The sequence below is a fragment of the Pseudomonas sp. TE12508 genome (genome assembly GCF_056279485.1).
This window is the reverse complement of record NZ_JBWCCN010000003.1, coordinates 339,236-357,586: the sequence shown is the minus strand read 5'-3', so window position 1 is coordinate 357,586 and position 18,351 is coordinate 339,236. Positions and strand designations below refer to the sequence as shown.

Sequence of the window (18,351 nt, the reverse complement as noted above, 5' to 3'; positions counted from 1 at the left end):
GTCGGTTCTCACAAAAACAGTCAGTCAGTCGTTGAGCAAGCGCCCGTGACGCAGCGCTTCGCGCCCCGCCACCTTGGCCAGCCAGAAACCGGGTTGGGCATAACGCAGCCGTTCAATGGCAAACAGCACCCCGGACGTACCAGCACACACCGTGCTGACCCGATCCGATAACGGATCGATCACTTCAAAAATCTCGTCACCCGCCTCAACCCACTCACCGGGTTTACGCAGAAAACTCACCACGCCCGGATGCGGCGCGAACAGCAATTCAGTGCCTTCGAACGGCATGCCTTCGCAAGCGTCTTGCGCAGGCTTTGGCCATTCGCCGCTGATCAACCCTTGCTCAGCGAGGAACGCCAGAATGCCTTCGGCGTAAGCCTCTGCCTCTTCGCGACCGGTATCGGATTGGCCGCCCAACTCGATGGTCGTCGCCAGGCAGGCCAGTGGAATCTGGGCATCCGGAAACAGACGCGACAGACGCAGCCATGGCAGCGAACACGCTTCATCAAAGGAGCTGCCGCCGGAATCTTCCGCCAACAGCCCGACCTTGACGTTCAAGTGTGCGGCCAGCGAACGCCAATGCGGCCAGTGTTGCGGCAAGGCGTACATGTGCAGCGCCGCTTCGCAATCGCAGTGCAAATCCAGCACCACGTCGGCATTGCAGGCATGGCTGAGCAGGATGCGCTGCATGCCTTGCAACTGACTCGCGGCAGGCGGCAAGGCAGCCAGCACATCGCTCATGGTTTCTCGGATCAAACGGACATTGGCGTGAGGATCGTCACCCAGATGCCCTTGCAGCTCAGCGGCCACAGGCTCGCTCAGCTCGACGAAATCGCGGTTGAAATTCTTGCCGCTGCCGGCCTCGAATCGCCCCTGATGATTACCCTGAAGCAGTTGACCCAGGCCCAGTGGGTTGGCCACCGGCACCAGTTCGATCACACCGTTGAGCAAGCCTTGGGCTTCGAGTTCGGTCAGGCGCTTTTTCAGCTCCCAGGCCGTGCGCATCCCCGGCAGTTCATCGGCGTGCAGGCTGGCCTGGATGTAGGCCTTGCGCTCGCCAGCGCCGAAGCGGAACACCGAAATCCGGCGTTCACTGCCCAGGTGGCTCCACGGCAATACATGATCGATGCGTTCCATATCAGTGCTTCCGCGGGGCCAGATAGCCCAGCCAGCGGTGCTCGGCCATTTTGAACAGGCGCACCAGAATGAAGGTCAGGCACAGGTAGAACACGCCGGCGGTGATGTAGGCTTCAAACGGCAAGTAGAACTGAGCGTTGACCGTGCGCGCGGCACCGGTGATGTCGATCAGGGTCACGATGGACGCCAGACTGGTGGTCTGCAGCATCATGATCACTTCGTTGCTGTACTGCGGCAGTGCCCGGCGCAGGGCCGATGGCAGCAGAATCCGCTTATACATTTTGACCCGTGACATGCCCATGGCCTTGGCCGCTTCGATCTCGCCATTGGGCGTGGCACGCAGGCTACCGGCGATGATTTCAGCGGTGTAGGCGCTGGTGTTGATGGCGAAGGCCAGGCACGCACAGAACGTGGCGCTGGACAGCCATGGCCAGAGGAAGCTTTCACGCACCGCTTCGAACTGCGCCAGACCGTAGTAGATCAAAAACAGCTGCACCAGCATTGGCGTGCCGCGGATCACGTAGGTGAACAGCCAGGCACTCATGTTGACGACCGGCTGCTTGGAGACGCGCATCAGCCCCAGCGGCAGTGCCGCCAGCAAACCGAAGAACAGCGACAGCGCGAGCAGTTTGAGGGTGGTCACCAGGCCGCCGAGGTACAGCGGCAAGGCCTCCCAAATGACGTTGTAGTCGAAGATCATAGATCAGCCGCCCTTACGCCTACCGAGTAGCGCTTCTCAAGGTGACGCAATGCCAGCAACGAGACGCTGGTGATCACCAGGTACATCGCCGCCACTGCGAGGAAGAAGGTGAAAGGCTCGCGGGTAGCATCTGCCGCCTGCTTGGCCTTGAACATCATGTCTTGCAGACCGACCACCGAAATCAGCGCGGTCGCCTTGGTCAGTACCAGCCAGTTATTGGTGAAACCCGGAATCGCCAGACGAATCATCTGCGGCACCAACACCCGGAAGAACACCTGAAAACTGCTCATGCCGTACGCCATGCCGGCTTCTGCCTGCCCCTTCGGGATTGCCATGAAGGCACCACGGAAGGTTTCCGACAGGTACGCACCGAAGATGAAGCCCAGGGTGCCGATGCCGGCGGCCAGCGGGTTCAGGTCGATGTAGTCGTCATAGCCGAGCATCGGCGCGACACGGTTGAGCAGGTCCTGGCCACCGTAGAAAATCAGCAGGATCAGCACCAGATCGGGAATACCGCGGATCACCGTGGAATACAGATCGCCCAGCCAGGCCAGCCAGCGTATTGGGGACAGACGCAGCGCAACGCCGATCAGACCCAGAACAATGGCCAAGACCATGGACGACAAGGCGAGCTGAAGCGTCAGCCATGCGCCATCGAGGATGACAGCCCCGTAGCCTTTCAACATGATTCAGGTCCTCGAAAGTTGGGATGAAAAAATGGCGCAAACCTCAGAGATCCTGTTGCTTGCGCCATTTCGGACTTGTTGCGGGGACGATTACTTGCCGTAGATATCGAAGGCGAAGTACTTGTCCTGGATTTGCTTGTACTTGCCGTTCTCGCGAATGGCCGCGATCGCGGTGTTGATCTTGTCTTTCAGCGCGTCGCCCTTGCGAACTGCGATACCCACGCCGTCGCCGAAGTATTTGACGTCGGTGAAGGCCGGGCCAACGAAGGCGAAACCTTTGCCGGCGTCGGTTTTCAGGAAACCGTCATCCAGCAGGGTAGCGTCTGCCACGGTGCCGTCGAGGCGACCGGCGGCCACGTCGAGGTAGATTTCGTTCTGCGAACCGTAAGGCTTGATCTCGGCACCCAGCGGGGCCAGGACTTCGCGGGCGAAACGCTCGTGGATCGAACCACGTTGCACGCCGATGTTCTTGCCCTTCAACTCAGCCAGGCTTTCGCTGACTGCAGTGCCGGCCTTCATGACCAGGCGAGCCGGGGTGTTGTAGTACTTGTTGGTGAAGTCCACGGACTTCTTGCGGTCTTCGGTGATCGACATGGACGACAGGATCGCGTCGATCTTGCGCACCTTGAGTGCCGGGATCAGGCCGTCGAACTCTTGCTCGACCCACACGCACTTGACCTTCATCTCTTCGCACAGGGCGTTGCCGATGTCGTAGTCAAAACCCACGATGCTGCCGTCCGGCGCTTTGGAGGCGAACGGAGGGTAAGCTGCTTCGATACCGATTTTTACGGGCTTGTCATCGGCGAAGGTCGGCAGGGACAGCACGGACAGTGCCAGGGCGCCAAGCAGCACAAGTTTCTTCATCTTGGGACTCCATCGGTAAAGGGCAAAAACGGCAGAGTGAGCAACAGCCCAATATGCGAATGGGTTAAACCGCAAAGCGGTGCTGCGTCCTAGGAACCGTGCGCTGATTTCAACACAGGCAACGACGAGCGAGTGATCGGCATTCTAACGACAGGCCCGAAGCCGATATTTCTTCAATGCGACAACAAATTACAGATGCACCGAGAAAGCCGCCCGAGCGCGTTGACAGCCTTGCAATTTCATGCAAGAGCAAAAGACAGTGAACCGATCTATATTGCAAATTGCGGGCCTATTATTGGCAAACCCTTCTAATCCGGCAAGCGCAGCGTGGTGTCTTATTTTTCATGGCGGGTTTAGAGGCCCTGTGACGGGGCTTTGCGTTTCCCATCGCCCCGTAGCGGAGCGCGCGGTTACACATTCAGTTACTTGAAGGGTGATGGGTAACAGTGGGAATGGGCCTACGGCGGACATCGATAATTATTGGCACTCCCGCTGATCGTTCCCACGCTCCGCGTGGGAATGCATCCCGTGACGCTCTGCGTCACAGCGTCAACGGCGGACGCGGAGCGTCCATTGCGGCATTCCCACGCAGAGCATGGGAACGATCAATACGAAAAAACCCCACCAGGCTCAACACCTGGTGGGGTTTCGATGACTCAAAAATCAGCGCTTACGCGACGTTCATGGTCTTGTGCGTATCAATCAAGTGCTGCACCACACCCGGATCAGCCAGGGTCGAAATATCCCCCAACCCATCGTATTCGGCCGTCGCAATCTTGCGCAGAATCCGGCGCATGATCTTGCCCGAACGGGTTTTCGGCAGCCCCGGCGCCCACTGAATCACATCCGGCGAAGCAATCGGACCGATCTCCTTACGCACCCAGTTTTTCAACTCCAGGCGCAATTGCTCGCTCGGCTCTTCGCCAGCATTCAACGTGACATAGACATAAATGCCCTGCCCCTTGATGTCGTGTGGCACACCGACCACCGCCGCTTCGGCGACTTTCGGGTGTGCAACCATCGCGCTTTCGATTTCGGCGGTGCCCATGCGGTGCCCGGAAACGTTAAGCACGTCATCCACGCGACCGGTGATCCAGTAGTAACCGTCCGCATCACGACGTGCACCGTCACCGGTGAAATACATGCCACGGAACGTCTTGAAGTAGGTATCGACGAAGCGGTCATGGTCGCCAAACAGCGTGCGCGCCTGGCCTGGCCACGAGTCGAGAATCACCAGGTTACCCTCGGCAACGCCTTCGATGATGTTGCCCAGGTTGTCCACCAGCGCCGGCACCACGCCGAAGAACGGCCGTGCCGCAGAGCCAGGTTTCAGAGCATGAGCGCCCGGCAGCGGGCTCATCATGTTGCCGCCGGTTTCGGTCTGCCACCAGGTATCGACGATCGGGCAACGGGATTGGCCGACGTTCTTGTAGTACCAATCCCACGCTTCCGGGTTAATCGGCTCACCGACCGAACCCAACAGACGCAGGCTGCTGCCATCGGCACCTTCAACAGCTGCAGTGCCCGACGCCATCATCGCGCGGATCGCAGTGGGCGCGGTGTAGAGGATGTTGACCTTGTGCTTGTCGACAATCTTCGCCACCCGGGTGATGTCCGGATAGTTCGGCACGCCTTCGAACAGCAGCGTGGTCGCGCCATTGGCCAGCGGGCCGTAGACGATATAAGAGTGGCCAGTGACCCAGCCGACGTCGGCGGTGCACCAGTAGATTTCCCCCGGACGGTAATCGAACACGCGCTCGTGGGTCATCGCCGCATACAGCAGGTAACCGCCAGTGGTGTGCTGCACGCCCTTTGGCTTACCGGTGGAGCCGGAGGTATAAAGGATGAACAGCGCTTCTTCGGCGCCCATCTCTTTCGGCGCGCACACACTGCCCGCCACTTTCATCAGGTCTTCGTACCAGATGTCGCGATGCTGGTTCCACTTGATGTTGCCACCGGTGCGCTTGCACACGATGACTTTCTGAATGCTGCTGGTTTCCGGGTTGGTCAGTGCGTCGTCGACGTTGGACTTGAGCGAAATCTTCTTGCCGGCACGAATGCCTTCGTCAGCGGTGATCACCACTTTCGAGCGGCAGTCGATGATGCGACCGGCCAGGGCTTCCGGCGAGAAACCACCAAACACCACCGAGTGAATCGCGCCGATCCGGGTGCAGGCCAGCATGGCGACCACGGCTTCGGGGATCATCGGCATATAGATCGTCACCACGTCGCCGCGATGCACATCCTGGCCGCGCAAGGCGTTGGCGAACTTGCAGACTTGTTCGTGCAGCTCGCGGTAAGTGATGTTGCGGCTTTCGGCAGGGTCATCCCCTTCCCAAATAATCGCGATTTGATCGCCGCGCTCGGCCAGATGACGGTCGAGGCAGTTGTAGGAAACGTTCAGCGTGCCGTCGGCGAACCATTTGATGTCGACATGGTGATCGTCGAAGGACGTCTGCTTCACCGTGGTGAAAGGCTTGATCCAGTCGAGGCGCTTGGCTTGTTCACGCCAGAAGCCGTCCGGGTTGACGACCGACTGCTGGTACATGGCCTTATAGGTGGCCTCGTCAGTCAGCGTGTTGGCTAGAACCTCGGGACGAACGGGATACAAAGAAGCCGCACTCATCTTTCTTACCTCGGTGGAATAGTTGTTTTTGTATGCCCCCAGTTGTAGCCGGGCGGGGCCTATAGAACCATTCGACGATGGTAGTAACAAGCCCCTACAAAATGTGGCTATACCGCGACAAAACGCTCAAACCCGGCTATTAGGGCCTGCGTAGAAGCGGGCGAAGCCTGTGATCTTTTGATCTTCGGCTTTTTAAGTCGAAAGATCGCAATCTTCGGCAGATTCTGCGCAGTGGAAATGGGCGGGCTCTCGAGGGATTGTTACCAAATCTGCCAAAAGTGTTTATCAAAAGCACGGCTATATGCACGCCACCCCTAGGCCTAAAATCAGCCTCGCCAACAAGGCAACGTGATTAACCCAGTTGCAGCCCCCACGAAGGCAGTTAATCCAAGACTCTTTATTAAAGCTCCACACGCAATCCAAAAAATGATTGCGCGACCCCATTCGACCTCAGAAAGGTAAATTTGAAATGAAAGCTTTATGGGTTCTGGTCCTCAGCAGTCTGTGCGTAACCGCCATGGCGGATGAGGTCCCGACTGATGTCGCACAGCAACAACCCGCTATTGAGGAATACACCTACTCCACCCACCTGGACATCGCCAAAGTCATATCGATGAGCGAAATCCCGAATGTCTGCGAAGTGGTTCCAGCCAAAATGGAATACGACGACTCCAAAGGTCAGCGGCACATTCTGCGCTACAGCGTCATGGGCAACGGCTGCTCTAACGGCTGATCCGCCCCCCCCTCTTATTTATCAAGGCTCGACCCATCCGCCCGCTTTAAAGGCAGATGAAGCGCCGAGCACTACATCGATAAATACGATTGTTTTCAGCGTTTATTTGCGCTTTTTAATCAAAATAGTTGGCGTAGGATGAATTCCACACCCAAGGCACACAACGCCAACGAACCTGGAGATACCACCATGAAAACCAAACTGATCCTCGCCCTGACCCTTTCCGTCCTGGCCGCCAATACCTTCGCCGCCGATGGTTACGACCACACTGGTTCGGCTGCTTTCACTGAAGCGGCTGTCGCTTCTGACGGTTACGACCACACTGGTTCGGCCTCTTTCGCTTCCGATGGTTTTGATCACACCGGCGCCGCCAAAGTCGCTGCTGACGGCTTTGATCACACCGGCGCTGCCAAGGTCGCTGCCGATGGTTCTGATCACGTAGGTGCTGGTCGCCTCAGCTGAAAACCGAAAGCGACATTAAAGCCCGACTTCGGTCGGGCTTAGTTGTGTCTGGAGTGGTCAAAAATCGACCAAAACCACTACATGTAGTAAAAAATGCTGTTTTTGGTTGTTTTTTGAGCAATCCATTTCAAGAACATTTTCAGCCAAAAACTACCCCCACAAAAACGGCTCCCCTCCCCCGAAAGCCCCGCCCCACCGGGCTTGCAACACAACAACAGACCATAACCACGCGAACACCCAGCCCTCACCGTCAAAAACAAGCCAAAACAGACGAAAAAAAAACTTCCTCCGCCAAAGCCCTGTAAACCCTCGCTCCAACCTGAAAACGCCCCTCGCCGACCGCTGCGAGTGCCATTTCGCCGCACCACGGGGCCGAAAATTTCCTTATAATGCGGACTTAAACGGGCCTGCAATATTCCCTTACAGGGGTGAAAAGCCAGTCTGAAGCCCACGCAGAGCGGTTCACGTTTTCTGCGCCCATCGGCGGCTTCGGAACACCCGTACAAAATTCTGTTTATTGCCTGCGTTGTACTGCTGCAAAAAACGATTTCCTTTAGATCCAACGCGGCCAGAAACGGCTGTGTGAAAAACCAACCTATCAGTTTTCACACGGGCAATCTGGCCCTCACGCAGGAGACGACACGTCATGCTGAGCTGGGACGAATTCGACAAAGAAGACAGCGGCGAGACCGTGGTAAAAGGCGCCAACGCCGGCCACGCGACTGAAGCCAACATGGACCGACTCGACACCGCTGGTGGTGTCGCCGCTCAAGAAGCTCGCGCTGTTACCGCGACCGACTCTGCCGCAATCGCCCGTGCCAAAGCTGCCCTGGACACCCTCGACGTCGCCGAAGGCCTCGCCGAACTCGAAGGCGCCTCCGCCCGCGTTGCTGTCGACGAAAAGCGCATGATCAACTGCCGTGCCGACCTCAACCAACTCGTACCGTTCAAGTACGACTGGGCCTGGCAGAAGTATCTGGACGGTTGCGCAAACCACTGGATGCCGCAAGAAGTCAACATGACCGCCGACATCGCCCTCTGGAAAGACCCGGAAGGCCTGACCGACGACGAGCGCCGCATCGTGATGCGCAACCTCGGCTTCTTCTCCACCGCCGACTCCCTGGTTGCCAACAACCTGGTCCTGGCCGTGTACCGCCTGATCACCAACCCGGAATGCCGCCAGTACATCCTGCGCCAGGCCTTCGAAGAGGCGATCCACACCCACGCCTACCAGTACTGCATCGAATCGTTGGCCATGGATGAAGGCGAGATCTTCAACATGTACCACGAGATCCCATCGGTCGCGAAAAAAGCCACCTGGGGCCTGAAATACACCCGTTCGATCTCCGATCCGAAGTTCGAAACCGGCACCGTCGAAACCGACAAAGAGCTGCTGCGCAACCTGATCGCCTACTACTGCGTTCTGGAAGGCATCTTCTTCTACTGCGGCTTCACCCAAATCCTCTCCATGGGCCGCCGCAACAAAATGACCGGCGTCGCCGAGCAGTTCCAATACATCCTGCGCGACGAATCCATGCACCTGAACTTCGGCATCGACGTGATCAACCAGATCAAAATCGAAAACCCGCATTTGTGGGATGCTGAGATGAAGGAAGAAGCGAGCCAGATGATTCTGCAAGGGACTCAGCTGGAGATCGAATACGCACGGGATACCATGCCTCGTGGGGTGTTGGGCATGAATGCGGCGATGATGGAGGATTACCTGAAGTTTATTGCTAACCGTCGTTTGTCGCAGATTGGGTTGAAGGAAGAGTATCCAGGGACGACTAACCCGTTCCCTTGGATGAGCGAGATTATGGACTTGAAGAAAGAGAAGAATTTCTTTGAGACGCGGGTTATTGAGTATCAGACTGGTGGGGCGTTGAGCTGGGATTAATAGCCTAGCTCGCCACGATTTGACGATTTGCTGCCTGAGTCGACAAGTCAAAAAAAGCAAAGCCCCGATCAGATCGGGGCTTTTTTATGGGCCATGAGTAGTCCTTTTTCATCCCTACGCCACAGCGCTAAATCTCCTACAGCACTTACAGCTGTTTCTCCATTGATACCCGCTAAAAGCACCTCTAAGCTCCATCGCAGGTGCCTAAGAAACGCCCAACGTAGAAAGCTTGGTCAATCACACAGATTCGCAATTCACCCTTTGGTGGTTTGTCGTTGGAATGTGACGGCTTTGCTCGTTGGGATTTTTTAGTTCCACTCTACGTTGGGTCTGGCCCTGTCCCATTAATACGTAGAGGTCATGGATTATGTCCACTCAACTCGCATCCAGAAATTTATCCACACCAATGAACGACGAGTGGGAGCCTCTCCCATCCACCCTATTCACTCGCCACGACATTCATCTCCACGCCCTACTCTTCGAAAACCAAGCCTGGTTTTGCGCGCGCGATATAGGGCGGTTGATGGGCAAGTATTTGGACGAGCGAATGTCCCGAAAACTCGATATGGATCAGCGACGGATGTTATTGGTACATGCTCATGGAGCAGCAGAGGAGCGACTGATGCTCAGCGAGTCGGGCGTGTATGCATTATTGGTTTATCACTATTGCCCGGAATATCGCTCACTACGCGAATGGCTGACGCATCAGGTTGTAGCTGCACTGCGTGACGCAAGACCGGCGCAGGCAGTTGAGCGTCCAACCTTGAGCGTTTTGGATTGGCCTCAGATGCAACTGAGTTTGCTGCACTGGCGGAATGAACCATGGATACGGATGCGGGACATGCCTTGCATCCTGCTGCCCCAACAGCAAACATCTTGGTGGAGGAAAGCTTCACGGCTATTTCTATTTTAGAAAGCCGCTAAAGATGGGTGCAGCTTTCTGCACCCATTTGATTGGGAGCGTTGAGCATCACGCCAACCGTTCACTTGATCGCTGTTGCTGAGAGTGAAGCGGGAACCCTTCAGGAGCCCCTAACAATACGCCACGTTCCATATCAAACGGCAGCACCCAAAGCTTGAGTTGCGATGCAAACTCAAATACCTGTAACGGCGCATCAAACGCAGATCGTCTTGGATAAATCAGCACCAACTCCCCCTCACCCGCTAGGTATTTGTGGCCATAGGCGAACAACTGATAGAAATCGGACTGCTTCAAACCGTAGCTCTTATCCTCACCAGATGAGTTCAACCGCTTCCATTTTGTGTCCAGCACCCAGCTTTTATTCTGATGGTGAACCATCAAATCCGGCCGCAATTGAAAGAAGTTTTTGCCTTTGTGCTGACACAAATATTCAGTGTGGGCTTGAGTTTGAAGTCGAGCGTCTTGCAGCAGATCCCTGTCTAGACTCGCAGCTACATAGCGCTCAAACAGCTTCTCCATAGGAAACAACAAGCTCATGCCATGCCACTCCCCTGCGACCGCCAAAGGCATCTTTTGCTTGATAATCAGCTCACACCAGGGTTTCACTGGCATGTAGTGCGCCATCAGCCGCTCGCTGCTCCATTGGTTGAAATCCTGCTGCACATTGCGACTTGTAGGAACCTCTAACAACACACTTCTTAACTCGTGAGCCAGACGCCAGTTACCAGCATCTTTTGTTGCTTTGCAAACCTCATCTAACGCGAATTTGAGTAAGCGGTTTTCTGGTCGGTCGGGCAAATAGATATCGTGTCGAATCTGGAAATGGTGCTGGCGTCCAGGGGGTTGACGCATTTGCTTAACCACATCCAATTGACCACGTAGGAACCGTTGTTCCTCCTCTACGCGCTGGTAGTCAAAGCGTAGACCTCGCTTGATCAAATGATCCAGAGTCAGTAGGAATCGGCCCATGACCCATTCGCCCAGCGGTGCATCGAAACTTTGAAGATCTGCCGCGCCGACTTCACGGGTGGGTAAATTTAGAGAAGCTTGGATCATGCGCCGCAACAACACTCTGCTCTGCTTAATGCAGTCCTCTCGCTCAAAATGTTTGGGGAGAATTTCAAGACGCGTGCCACAGGGTGTTTCCAACACACCAACGTAGTTGTCGAGTTTAAGTAAACATCGATTTTCAAGCTGAACCAGTGCAGCCCCAGCATTGCTGAAAGTAGCATTCAATTTGCACAGCCAGTCAAAGGCAGAAATCGATACCTGAGCAAGATCCAACGTCGGCTCAGTGATTTTATCTGTCGTCAGCCTCGCGTACTCGCGGACCGTGATGACGGGTTTCACACCGTCACGCCTTTCAATGCACTGATTACGGCCGCGCCAAGATGGCGAGTATTAAACTCAAGACCACTTGCATGGTGTGTTGTCAGGCCATGCGCTGCGGCAAGCTCTCGCAAAATAGGTTTAGATGGACTGACGATCTTCCCAGACTTTAAAACCTCGATTGTTCCGCTTTCAAGCTGACGAACCTGGATGTCGTCTTTTTCAGCTTCGATAGCCTCCTGGACCTTTGGAGGTACTAATAGATGATCAATGACACCCCAAAAAGACTCAATCCGAGTAAAGGCATCCTCGTTGATAAACCATTGGTTATTTTGGTTACTCAACACCACTTGATCGCCAAACAAAGATCCTGAGTTGGATAGCGACTGCGCGATAAAGCAGTTTTCAGGGGCCTTGCGATGATCGTTAAGGACCCATTGAATCCGTAGCCAATCTTCGAAGAAATACTCTTGCAGTAATGGGAGCACCTGCTCGCGGAATATTTGGCCCAATCGCTCCAGCGTTGGCTCACTCTCTAACGGCATGAAATACGCGTGCCCTAAGCAATGATCTCGGTCTAACAGCATCTCAATTCGTTGATTCATCACTATTAGGAGTTTGGCAACATTGAGTTCCCCCACGGTGACGTCTTTCAGCAGCTCAGGCTTAGGCGGCATTTCGCGGAACGTGAAACGACGACGCAGCGCGATATCTAGACCAGCCAATGAACGATCAGCGGTGTTCATGGTGCCAATGAGGTAGACATTACTCGGCACGCTGAAATGATCCTTCGAGTACGGCAGCGTAACCTTTAATGCCTCATCAGCTCCTGCACGCTTGGATGGCTCGATGAGAGTAATCAGCTCACCGAAGATCCGAGAGATATTGCCGCGATTTACTTCATCGATGATGAGTACGCGTGCGTCGCTGGATTGAGTTGTCTCCTTGACCTTTGCGTCTTCGGATGACGTATCCAAAATGCGCTGAACCAAAACCGGCAAAATATTGTTGTAGCCATTGATGAGATATGGTTCCAGCTTAGTTTCTGACACTTTGTCAAAAACCAGCTTGTTGCGGACATCTGCGACGGTTAACCGCCCTGCGCGCACATATTCAGCGAGCGTGTGAAGAATACTCATCCCAATCGGTAGCTCTTTACCATTAGGTTTAACCAAGCTCAGTAACTCAGCAGATGCACTCGCGACTATGTACCCAGAACCAAATGACTCCCCCTTTATAAATAGAACACCGGGGCTCTTTACCTTGGCCATGGCAGAGGTGCACATTTTTTTGAACACACCATCGACAACTTCGTAGTGCAATTGCCCATCTTCTCCGCTTTCAGCACGTAGACCTTCGACGAAGTCCTCGTAGCTGAAGCTTTGATGAAAGGTGACGAACTCAACGTGCCCATCTTCGGCTAACTCATCAAAGCGCTTCTTTAAAGCCACCCGTTTGCCTTTGTTGGCCCGAAGAAACTCAGGAGCAAGAATTTCCAGCGCAGCCTCGATAGTGGCGTACGTCTTACCGGTTCCCGGAGGGCCAAACAAGATTTGGTTAAGTGCAGGCGAAGTCATCGAGTCGCTATCCTTGCTACGAGAGCAAATGGTCATCGCGGGGTGCGGCTCAATCACTGTCGACACGGGTTGCAGAAACCGAAACTCGACGTAGGAAATAGCGCACAGCCGCAGGAAATTTATCCTACAACGGTAGCTACATTGCCATCACTGGTAAAGCCGCACAGAGAAGTAGATCGCGCTGTGGAAAAAGCTGTGCAGGACGAGCGCTTAGCGACTATAAAAACGATCCCCTCAAAGAGCCCGATAGCCCATGAAATTCGACCTCGCCTACTGCCTCAGCCTCGACGACAAGCTGTCGATCTATGACGTGCGCGATTTGAATTTCGACGAAACGATGGAGTTCGATTCCGCCAAGGAGCATTTCCAGTGCCCCAACGATGCCTGCCGTTCGGCGTTTGATGCGGCCAACGTGTTGGGGACGTTCAACGCCAAGAACGTGAATTACGTGCGCACGCCGCACTTCAAGAACATCCCCAGCACGCGGCATGTTGAGGGTTGTCCTTATGTCAGTCTGAAGACCCCGGCGTCGGGCCTGGAGGTGGACGGGGTGGAATCGGATGACAGTCGCGAAGAGCATTTTCCGTCGGAGCTGTTGCTGACTCGGCGTGAGTATGTGCGCAAGCCTGCGAGTCCGGCGGTGGCGGCGGATGCCATGCGGGATGACCCAAAACCAGCTTCAGCGGCCAGTAACGTCGAGCAGCCGAGCCGGGAGTCGACGCCGGACAAGACCAGTGTCTTCGCCCACCCGGTGGAGTGTTTTGTGTCGAACTTCGAGGACAAGGATCTGCTCAAGCGCATGCCGCTGAAGATTGGCGAACACTCGGCGCCTTACGGGTCGTTCTTCAAGAAGATCGAATATCTGCAGGACAACAAGGGGCTGATTTACTGGGGCAAGATCAAGGAGATCAAGGATTACACCCAGAGCTTTCGCATCGATTTCGAGCAGAAGGTCTGGTTCAAGCAACCGGACGAGGCGAAGAAGAAGCCTTATTCGGTGAACGTTTATTTGAGCAAGAAGCTGATCGACAACTACCGCAAGCGCAAAGCGTTTCTGGAGGAGATCAAGCACGCGGTCGACAGTGACGCCGAGTTGTATTGCTTCTTTTATGGGGTGACGCCGGAGTTGAAGCAGGTACCGAGCAAGAAAAACCCCGAACAGACGTTCGGGGTGTTCAGTGCCAATATTGAGAACCTGGATCACTTCATTATTCGTGAAGCGTCGGGGTTGGCGGGTAAGTAATCGGCGTCACCGCGTTATTGCTGTGGCTGATATTGCGTCGGGACGGCGGCCATCGTGTCGTTCAAACACGTGCTCTGCGCAGATAACGCCGATACAAAACAACCCCCATAACAATCGAAAGCATCCCAACCCCCGCATTACCCAAAAGCCAAATTGCAAAGTTCCGACGTTGGTCCGCTTCACTTTCGTAGAACGGCCCAAAGTAGTCAGACACTGCCACGAACAACAAATTAAATGCCCCAACGGCCAAGGCAACCATGAGGATGACGAACAAGGCCCCTTTAACAATTTTCATATGACCTTCCAAAACCATATTTCCTTCGACTCGTGGTAGTCGGAGAAACTGCCCTCAATGGAAAACCCCAACTGAATACGAGGGTAGCTCAGTTCCATAGGTCGATATGATCGCCACTGCGATTGCCGATGGTCTCGCTTCCTCGGCGCCAGAAGTCTTTGAAGAAAATGATGCCTTGCTGCCCTTCAAGATCATCCTCGAAGTCCTTCGGCTTTATCTTTTGGCGTCGGGCCAGGGCTTAGTCCTGAGGCAGTTCGAGTTTGACCGCGCCAGGATGTTGCTTGACCACAGCGTACGGCAGAACTGACCAGCCCGGGTCATCGCAACTGCGTTGCACGCGGGCGAAGTACGGTCCCAGGTACAGGCCTTTTGCAGTGAAGTACCAGTTGGAATAACCCCAAACGCTTTCGTCGGTGTAGTCGCAGCTGTCCTCGTCCACCGGCTTCTGCATGTCGTTGGGGTACAGCGCGGTGAATTGCTTGATCACCCACGGTATGAATACTTCGCGCTGATAGGTGGATCGCGCGTTGTCCTCTTCCTCGGTCAAGGCTGTGTCGCCCATGCCGTCGCGATCGGCGTGCAGCAGCGGCTTGCCTATGCCAACCCACAATACGTCCTCCAGCGACAGGTTATGACCGGTGTGAACGTCGAGGTTGATCGGCGAATTGCCAAAATCCGGGTGAGCGCCGCCACAGTAATAGCTGGTGGAGATGTTCAGGCTGACCACATCGGGCGACAGGAATTGGGGACTGACACCTTGATCGAACTCGGCATTATCTGACCCCTGCAGCACACAACCGTGGTAGCTGATGACTTCGCTCCAGAGCCGTCCCAACAATTGCTGATTGATTCGCTGCTGATCGGCTTTCGGATAGCCGGACTCGACGCTGAACATGGAGAGACTGGACTCGGGCTGCGTCCACCATTGCAGGTCGTAACCCATGAAGGACTCTTTCTTGCCCGGTTTGAGCTTCAAGCCTTGCAGGCGAAGATATTCGTAGGGGTCGCTTTTCGGCAGCGCGGCGATGAAGGGCAATGTGTCTGCCGTCGGTGCCGGGAGCTTGGCCTCGGTCAACTGCATTTGAAGGACTTTGCCCTTGGGGCTTTTCCATTCGCCCTGCCAGCCGTTGGCCGTTTCTTGCAGCTTCAGGATTGGCAGGGGTTTGTCGTCACCGTAGCGGTTGTTGCCTTCGGTTAGCGTCAGGGTCTTTTCTTGCAGCGAGCCGCTCAGCTCGAGGTCGCGATGGTATTTCTCATAGAAGTAGCGGCCGGTGACTCCGTTCTCCTCGCTGGTGTTGAGTTCCAGCACGATCGGCATTTTGCCCAGCGTGCCGGTGAAGACGCGATTGTTGCCTTCGGCATCGGCTGTCGAACAGAACGCGAGTAACAACGTGGCGCAGGGTGTGAAGCGCAATCCTTTGAACATCAAATCATCCTTGAAAGAAGTGAGCGTCTGCTCACGAAATATTGCCGCGAATTATGGTGAATCAACGTCCGAGAATCCGCGGCTTAAGAAGGTGCTGGCAGCTTGCAGTTGAAGATCAGTCCTGTCTCACGATCTCGTCAACCCATTCAAGCTCATAGGGTTGGCGAACAACGCCGGCAATATAATTCAACGCATCTTCACTAAGAATTGATAACTCTGCTTCGGTCAGCAAGTCATGCATGACCATCAAGCTCAAACCTGTAAGCGCGCTGGAGCGAGATTGACTGTTGTAGTCAAAGGCTCGGGCCATGTCCTTGTTCCGATCCTGGATCAATCCATAGAGCATTCCGTATCGAGCGTGAGCTGACAGCGCCCCGTGTTGGGCGATCGTCTTGGCATCGGCAAGAACACCTTGGCAAAATCTATCGAGCGCAATCTTGCGCAGTTCCCTGAATTTCTTCCAGTCGCTTTCGAGGATCGGCATGACATTCTCCTGCGTGAAATCTTGAACAGTGCGAAGGCCTATTCTTGCGAATAAGCCGACTGATTCCAACCTCACTTGGCGCACATACTGAGCATCACCAAAACCAGCAAACCAATATAAACCAGCGCATGCACCCGATCCGGTATCCGCCCGATCCACGGCGTGGCCAGCCGAATGCCTAGCACCGAACCGGCAGTCAACACCGCAAACGCCAGCACATCCACATAACCGACAAACCACCGCCCCAAATCAAACTCAGTAAACCCCGCCATCACCATGTAAGTCAGCGTCCCGGCCAGCGCAACCGGCAGACTCAACGGATTGGCCATCGACGTCGCCTTAGACATGCTCAGCCCACAACGCCGCAACAACGGCACGGTCATGACGCTGCCGCCCACGCCGAGAAACGTGGCGATGGTGCCGATGCCTACACCGCCGCCCGACACTTCTGCCCTGCCCAATCGCCGTGGGATTATGGCGTCGGACTGTGTGAGAAAACCGCGTCGGAACAGGCAGTCCAGCATCGTCACGCCGAGGTAGGCGATGAAGGCAAAACGAATCAACTCGCCACTCGCCCACATCGCTGCAACGGCGCCGATGATCGCGCCCAAACCGATGAACCCGCCCAACGGCCACAGGTAATGGCGAATGAGATTACCGGCGCGGTGATGTTTTCCGGTAGCGATCAGGGCGTTGACGATCATCACGCAGGTCGAGGTGGCTACGGCGATGTGCATCGCAGATTGGCTGATGGGGTTGTCGGCGCCGTGGCTGGCCGTGAGCATGCGGTACAGCAGGGGCACGACGACGAAGCCGCCGCCGAAGCCGAACAGCACGGCGGTGACGCCGGTCATGCAGCCGAAGAGTGCCAGCAAGAGGTAGAAGAACATCGCGCATCGTCCGTTGGTTGAGAGTGATCGACGATAGAGCGATGGGGTTTGGCCTATCGCCGGTAAGTTAAGTAAGAGCACTCCATTGTGGGAGCGGGCTTGCTCGCGAAAGCGGTGTGTCAGGCGACATTAATGTTGGCTGTGCCGCCATCTTCGCGAGCAAGCCCGCTCCCACATGGAGTGCTCTTAACTTACTGGTATTGGGGCTTGGCCTGCTTCAGCAAGTCAGCCAATAATGTTTGCGTTTACGCCAACCGCTGGGTACCGCTCGATGCGCAATGTTTCGATTGATCTGCTGGACCATACGCCACGGCCGGTGGTGGCCCTCGGCACGGATTACCCCGACGGTCATCGATTGCCGCGCCATACCCATCGGCGGGCGCAGTTGTTGTACGGCGCCACCGGGGTGATGCAGGTGAGTACGCACGACGGCAATTGGGTGGTGCCGCCGCAGCGGGCGGTGTGGATTCCGCCGGGGGTGGCGCATGAGGTGTTGATGCTGGGGGTGAGCACTCGCAGCTTGTACATCGAACCGGGGGCGGTTGATTTGGGCAATCGCTGTCAGGTGATCAGTGTTTCGCCGTTGATGCGGCATTTGCTGATGGAGGCGGTGGAGGTTGCGCTGGAGTACGACGAGGCCGGGCGCGACGGTGCGCTGATCGACTTGCTGCTGCACGAGCTGGCCCGTAGTGCTCACTTGCCGTTGCACATTCCGCTGCCTATGGATTCGCGGCTGCTTGGGTTGTGTCAGATGTTTCTCCAGCAACCGAACGCTCACCAATCGCCGCAACACTGGGCTGATCAGTTGCATATCAGTTTGCGTACTTTTAATCGTCTGTTCCGCCAACAGACCGGGCTGAGTTTCAGCCAATGGCGGCAGCGGGCCTGCGTAGTGCTGGCTCTGGCGCGGCTGGCAGTGGGCACGCCGGTGACGCGGATTGCCCTGGATTTTGGCTATGACAGCCCGGCGGCGTTCTCGACGATGTTTCGTCGCGTGCTGGGGCAAGCACCGTCCGTTTGGTTGGAGGGGGCGAAATAGCGAGGCCAAAAAAAGCACCTGCCAAGTGCAGAACCTGTGGC

The 18,351-nt window shown here is 55.6% G+C and carries 18 protein-coding genes; 6 read left to right on the top strand and 12 right to left on the bottom strand.

Annotated elements, in window-relative coordinates; translation table 11 throughout:
* Positions 1-24 precede the first annotated feature (24 nt).
* From ACZ9IM_RS06070 to acs, 5 genes are all read right to left on the bottom strand, one after another.
* A complete protein-coding gene (locus ACZ9IM_RS06070; RefSeq protein ID WP_476223550.1) occupies positions 25-1,137 on the bottom strand; it encodes a M14 family metallopeptidase in 1,113 nt (370 codons plus the stop codon).
* A gap of 1 nt (position 1,138) precedes the next feature.
* On the bottom strand, positions 1,139-1,837 hold the full coding sequence (locus ACZ9IM_RS06065; RefSeq protein WP_476223549.1) for an ABC transporter permease: 699 nt from the start codon (positions 1,835-1,837) through the stop codon (positions 1,139-1,141).
* Positions 1,834-2,523, bottom strand: a complete 690-nt coding sequence (locus tag ACZ9IM_RS06060) for an ABC transporter permease (RefSeq protein ID WP_007904805.1) — start codon at positions 2,521-2,523, stop codon at positions 1,834-1,836. Before ACZ9IM_RS06060 ends, ACZ9IM_RS06065 begins: the two co-directional genes overlap by 4 nt.
* A gap of 90 nt (positions 2,524-2,613) precedes the next feature.
* Complete coding sequence (locus ACZ9IM_RS06055; RefSeq protein ID WP_401177250.1) at positions 2,614-3,387, bottom strand: ABC transporter substrate-binding protein; 774 nt, start codon at positions 3,385-3,387, stop codon at positions 2,614-2,616.
* A gap of 670 nt (positions 3,388-4,057) precedes the next feature.
* On the bottom strand, positions 4,058-6,013 hold the full coding sequence (gene acs, locus ACZ9IM_RS06050; protein WP_427625507.1) for an acetate--CoA ligase: 1,956 nt from the start codon (positions 6,011-6,013) through the stop codon (positions 4,058-4,060).
* Between the two features lie 469 nt (positions 6,014-6,482).
* Between acs and ACZ9IM_RS06045 the strand changes: the two genes are divergently transcribed.
* The 4 genes from ACZ9IM_RS06045 to ACZ9IM_RS06030 all read left to right on the top strand — a co-directional run bounded on the left by ACZ9IM_RS06045 (position 6,483) and on the right by ACZ9IM_RS06030 (position 10,018).
* Positions 6,483-6,746 (top strand): DUF2790 domain-containing protein, encoded by a 264-nt coding sequence (locus tag ACZ9IM_RS06045; RefSeq protein ID WP_123495813.1) that lies wholly within the window; start codon positions 6,483-6,485, stop codon positions 6,744-6,746.
* A 189-nt stretch (positions 6,747-6,935) separates the two neighbouring features.
* Positions 6,936-7,208, top strand: coding sequence for a hypothetical protein (locus tag ACZ9IM_RS06040; RefSeq protein ID WP_123495811.1), 273 nt, complete (start codon positions 6,936-6,938; stop codon positions 7,206-7,208).
* Between the two features lie 646 nt (positions 7,209-7,854).
* On the top strand, positions 7,855-9,105 hold the full coding sequence (locus ACZ9IM_RS06035; RefSeq protein WP_007905373.1) for a ribonucleotide-diphosphate reductase subunit beta: 1,251 nt from the start codon (positions 7,855-7,857) through the stop codon (positions 9,103-9,105).
* A 367-nt stretch (positions 9,106-9,472) separates the two neighbouring features.
* Entirely contained in the window at positions 9,473-10,018 is a 546-nt protein-coding gene (locus ACZ9IM_RS06030) for a BRO-N domain-containing protein (RefSeq protein WP_476223548.1), read from the top strand.
* Positions 10,019-10,075: 57 nt separating this feature from the next.
* On the opposite strand, the gene ACZ9IM_RS06025 is transcribed toward ACZ9IM_RS06030, so the two are convergent.
* Positions 10,076-11,377 carry an McrC family protein gene (locus tag ACZ9IM_RS06025; RefSeq protein ID WP_476223547.1) on the bottom strand — a complete coding sequence of 434 codons (1,302 nt, stop codon included), beginning with the start codon at positions 11,375-11,377 and terminating at the stop codon, positions 10,076-10,078.
* Positions 11,374-12,933, bottom strand: a complete 1,560-nt coding sequence (locus tag ACZ9IM_RS06020; protein WP_476223546.1) for an McrB family protein — start codon at positions 12,931-12,933, stop codon at positions 11,374-11,376. The genes ACZ9IM_RS06025 and ACZ9IM_RS06020 overlap by 4 nt, the downstream gene beginning before the upstream one ends.
* A gap of 253 nt (positions 12,934-13,186) precedes the next feature.
* Here ACZ9IM_RS06020 and ACZ9IM_RS06015 point away from each other — a divergent pair, with 253 nt between their 5' ends.
* The gene (locus ACZ9IM_RS06015) at positions 13,187-14,176 is read left to right on the top strand and encodes a hypothetical protein (protein WP_476223545.1); all 990 of its coding nucleotides are present in this window, start codon (positions 13,187-13,189) and stop codon (positions 14,174-14,176) included.
* Positions 14,177-14,237: 61 nt separating this feature from the next.
* Here the strand turns inward: ACZ9IM_RS06015 and ACZ9IM_RS06010 are convergent, their stop codons facing one another.
* The 5 genes from ACZ9IM_RS06010 to ACZ9IM_RS05990 all read right to left on the bottom strand — a co-directional run bounded on the left by ACZ9IM_RS06010 (position 14,238) and on the right by ACZ9IM_RS05990 (position 17,271).
* Entirely contained in the window at positions 14,238-14,471 is a 234-nt protein-coding gene (locus ACZ9IM_RS06010) for a hypothetical protein (RefSeq protein WP_429424954.1), read from the bottom strand.
* 88 nt (positions 14,472-14,559) lie between these two features.
* A complete protein-coding gene (locus ACZ9IM_RS06005) occupies positions 14,560-14,640 on the bottom strand; it encodes a hypothetical protein (RefSeq protein ID WP_476223563.1) in 81 nt (26 codons plus the stop codon).
* 69 nt (positions 14,641-14,709) lie between these two features.
* Positions 14,710-15,897 (bottom strand): hypothetical protein, encoded by a 1,188-nt coding sequence (locus ACZ9IM_RS06000; protein WP_476223544.1) that lies wholly within the window; start codon positions 15,895-15,897, stop codon positions 14,710-14,712.
* Between the two features lie 115 nt (positions 15,898-16,012).
* Entirely contained in the window at positions 16,013-16,381 is a 369-nt protein-coding gene (locus ACZ9IM_RS05995; RefSeq protein ID WP_476223543.1) for a hypothetical protein, read from the bottom strand.
* Between the two features lie 71 nt (positions 16,382-16,452).
* The gene (locus ACZ9IM_RS05990) at positions 16,453-17,271 is read right to left on the bottom strand and encodes a sulfite exporter TauE/SafE family protein (RefSeq protein WP_476223542.1); all 819 of its coding nucleotides are present in this window, start codon (positions 17,269-17,271) and stop codon (positions 16,453-16,455) included.
* 271 nt (positions 17,272-17,542) lie between these two features.
* Between ACZ9IM_RS05990 and ACZ9IM_RS05985 the strand changes: the two genes are divergently transcribed.
* Positions 17,543-18,310: an AraC family transcriptional regulator gene (locus ACZ9IM_RS05985; protein ID WP_476223541.1), complete on the top strand. Its 768-nt coding sequence runs from the start codon at positions 17,543-17,545 to the stop codon at positions 18,308-18,310.
* Positions 18,311-18,351: the final 41 nt, after the last annotated feature.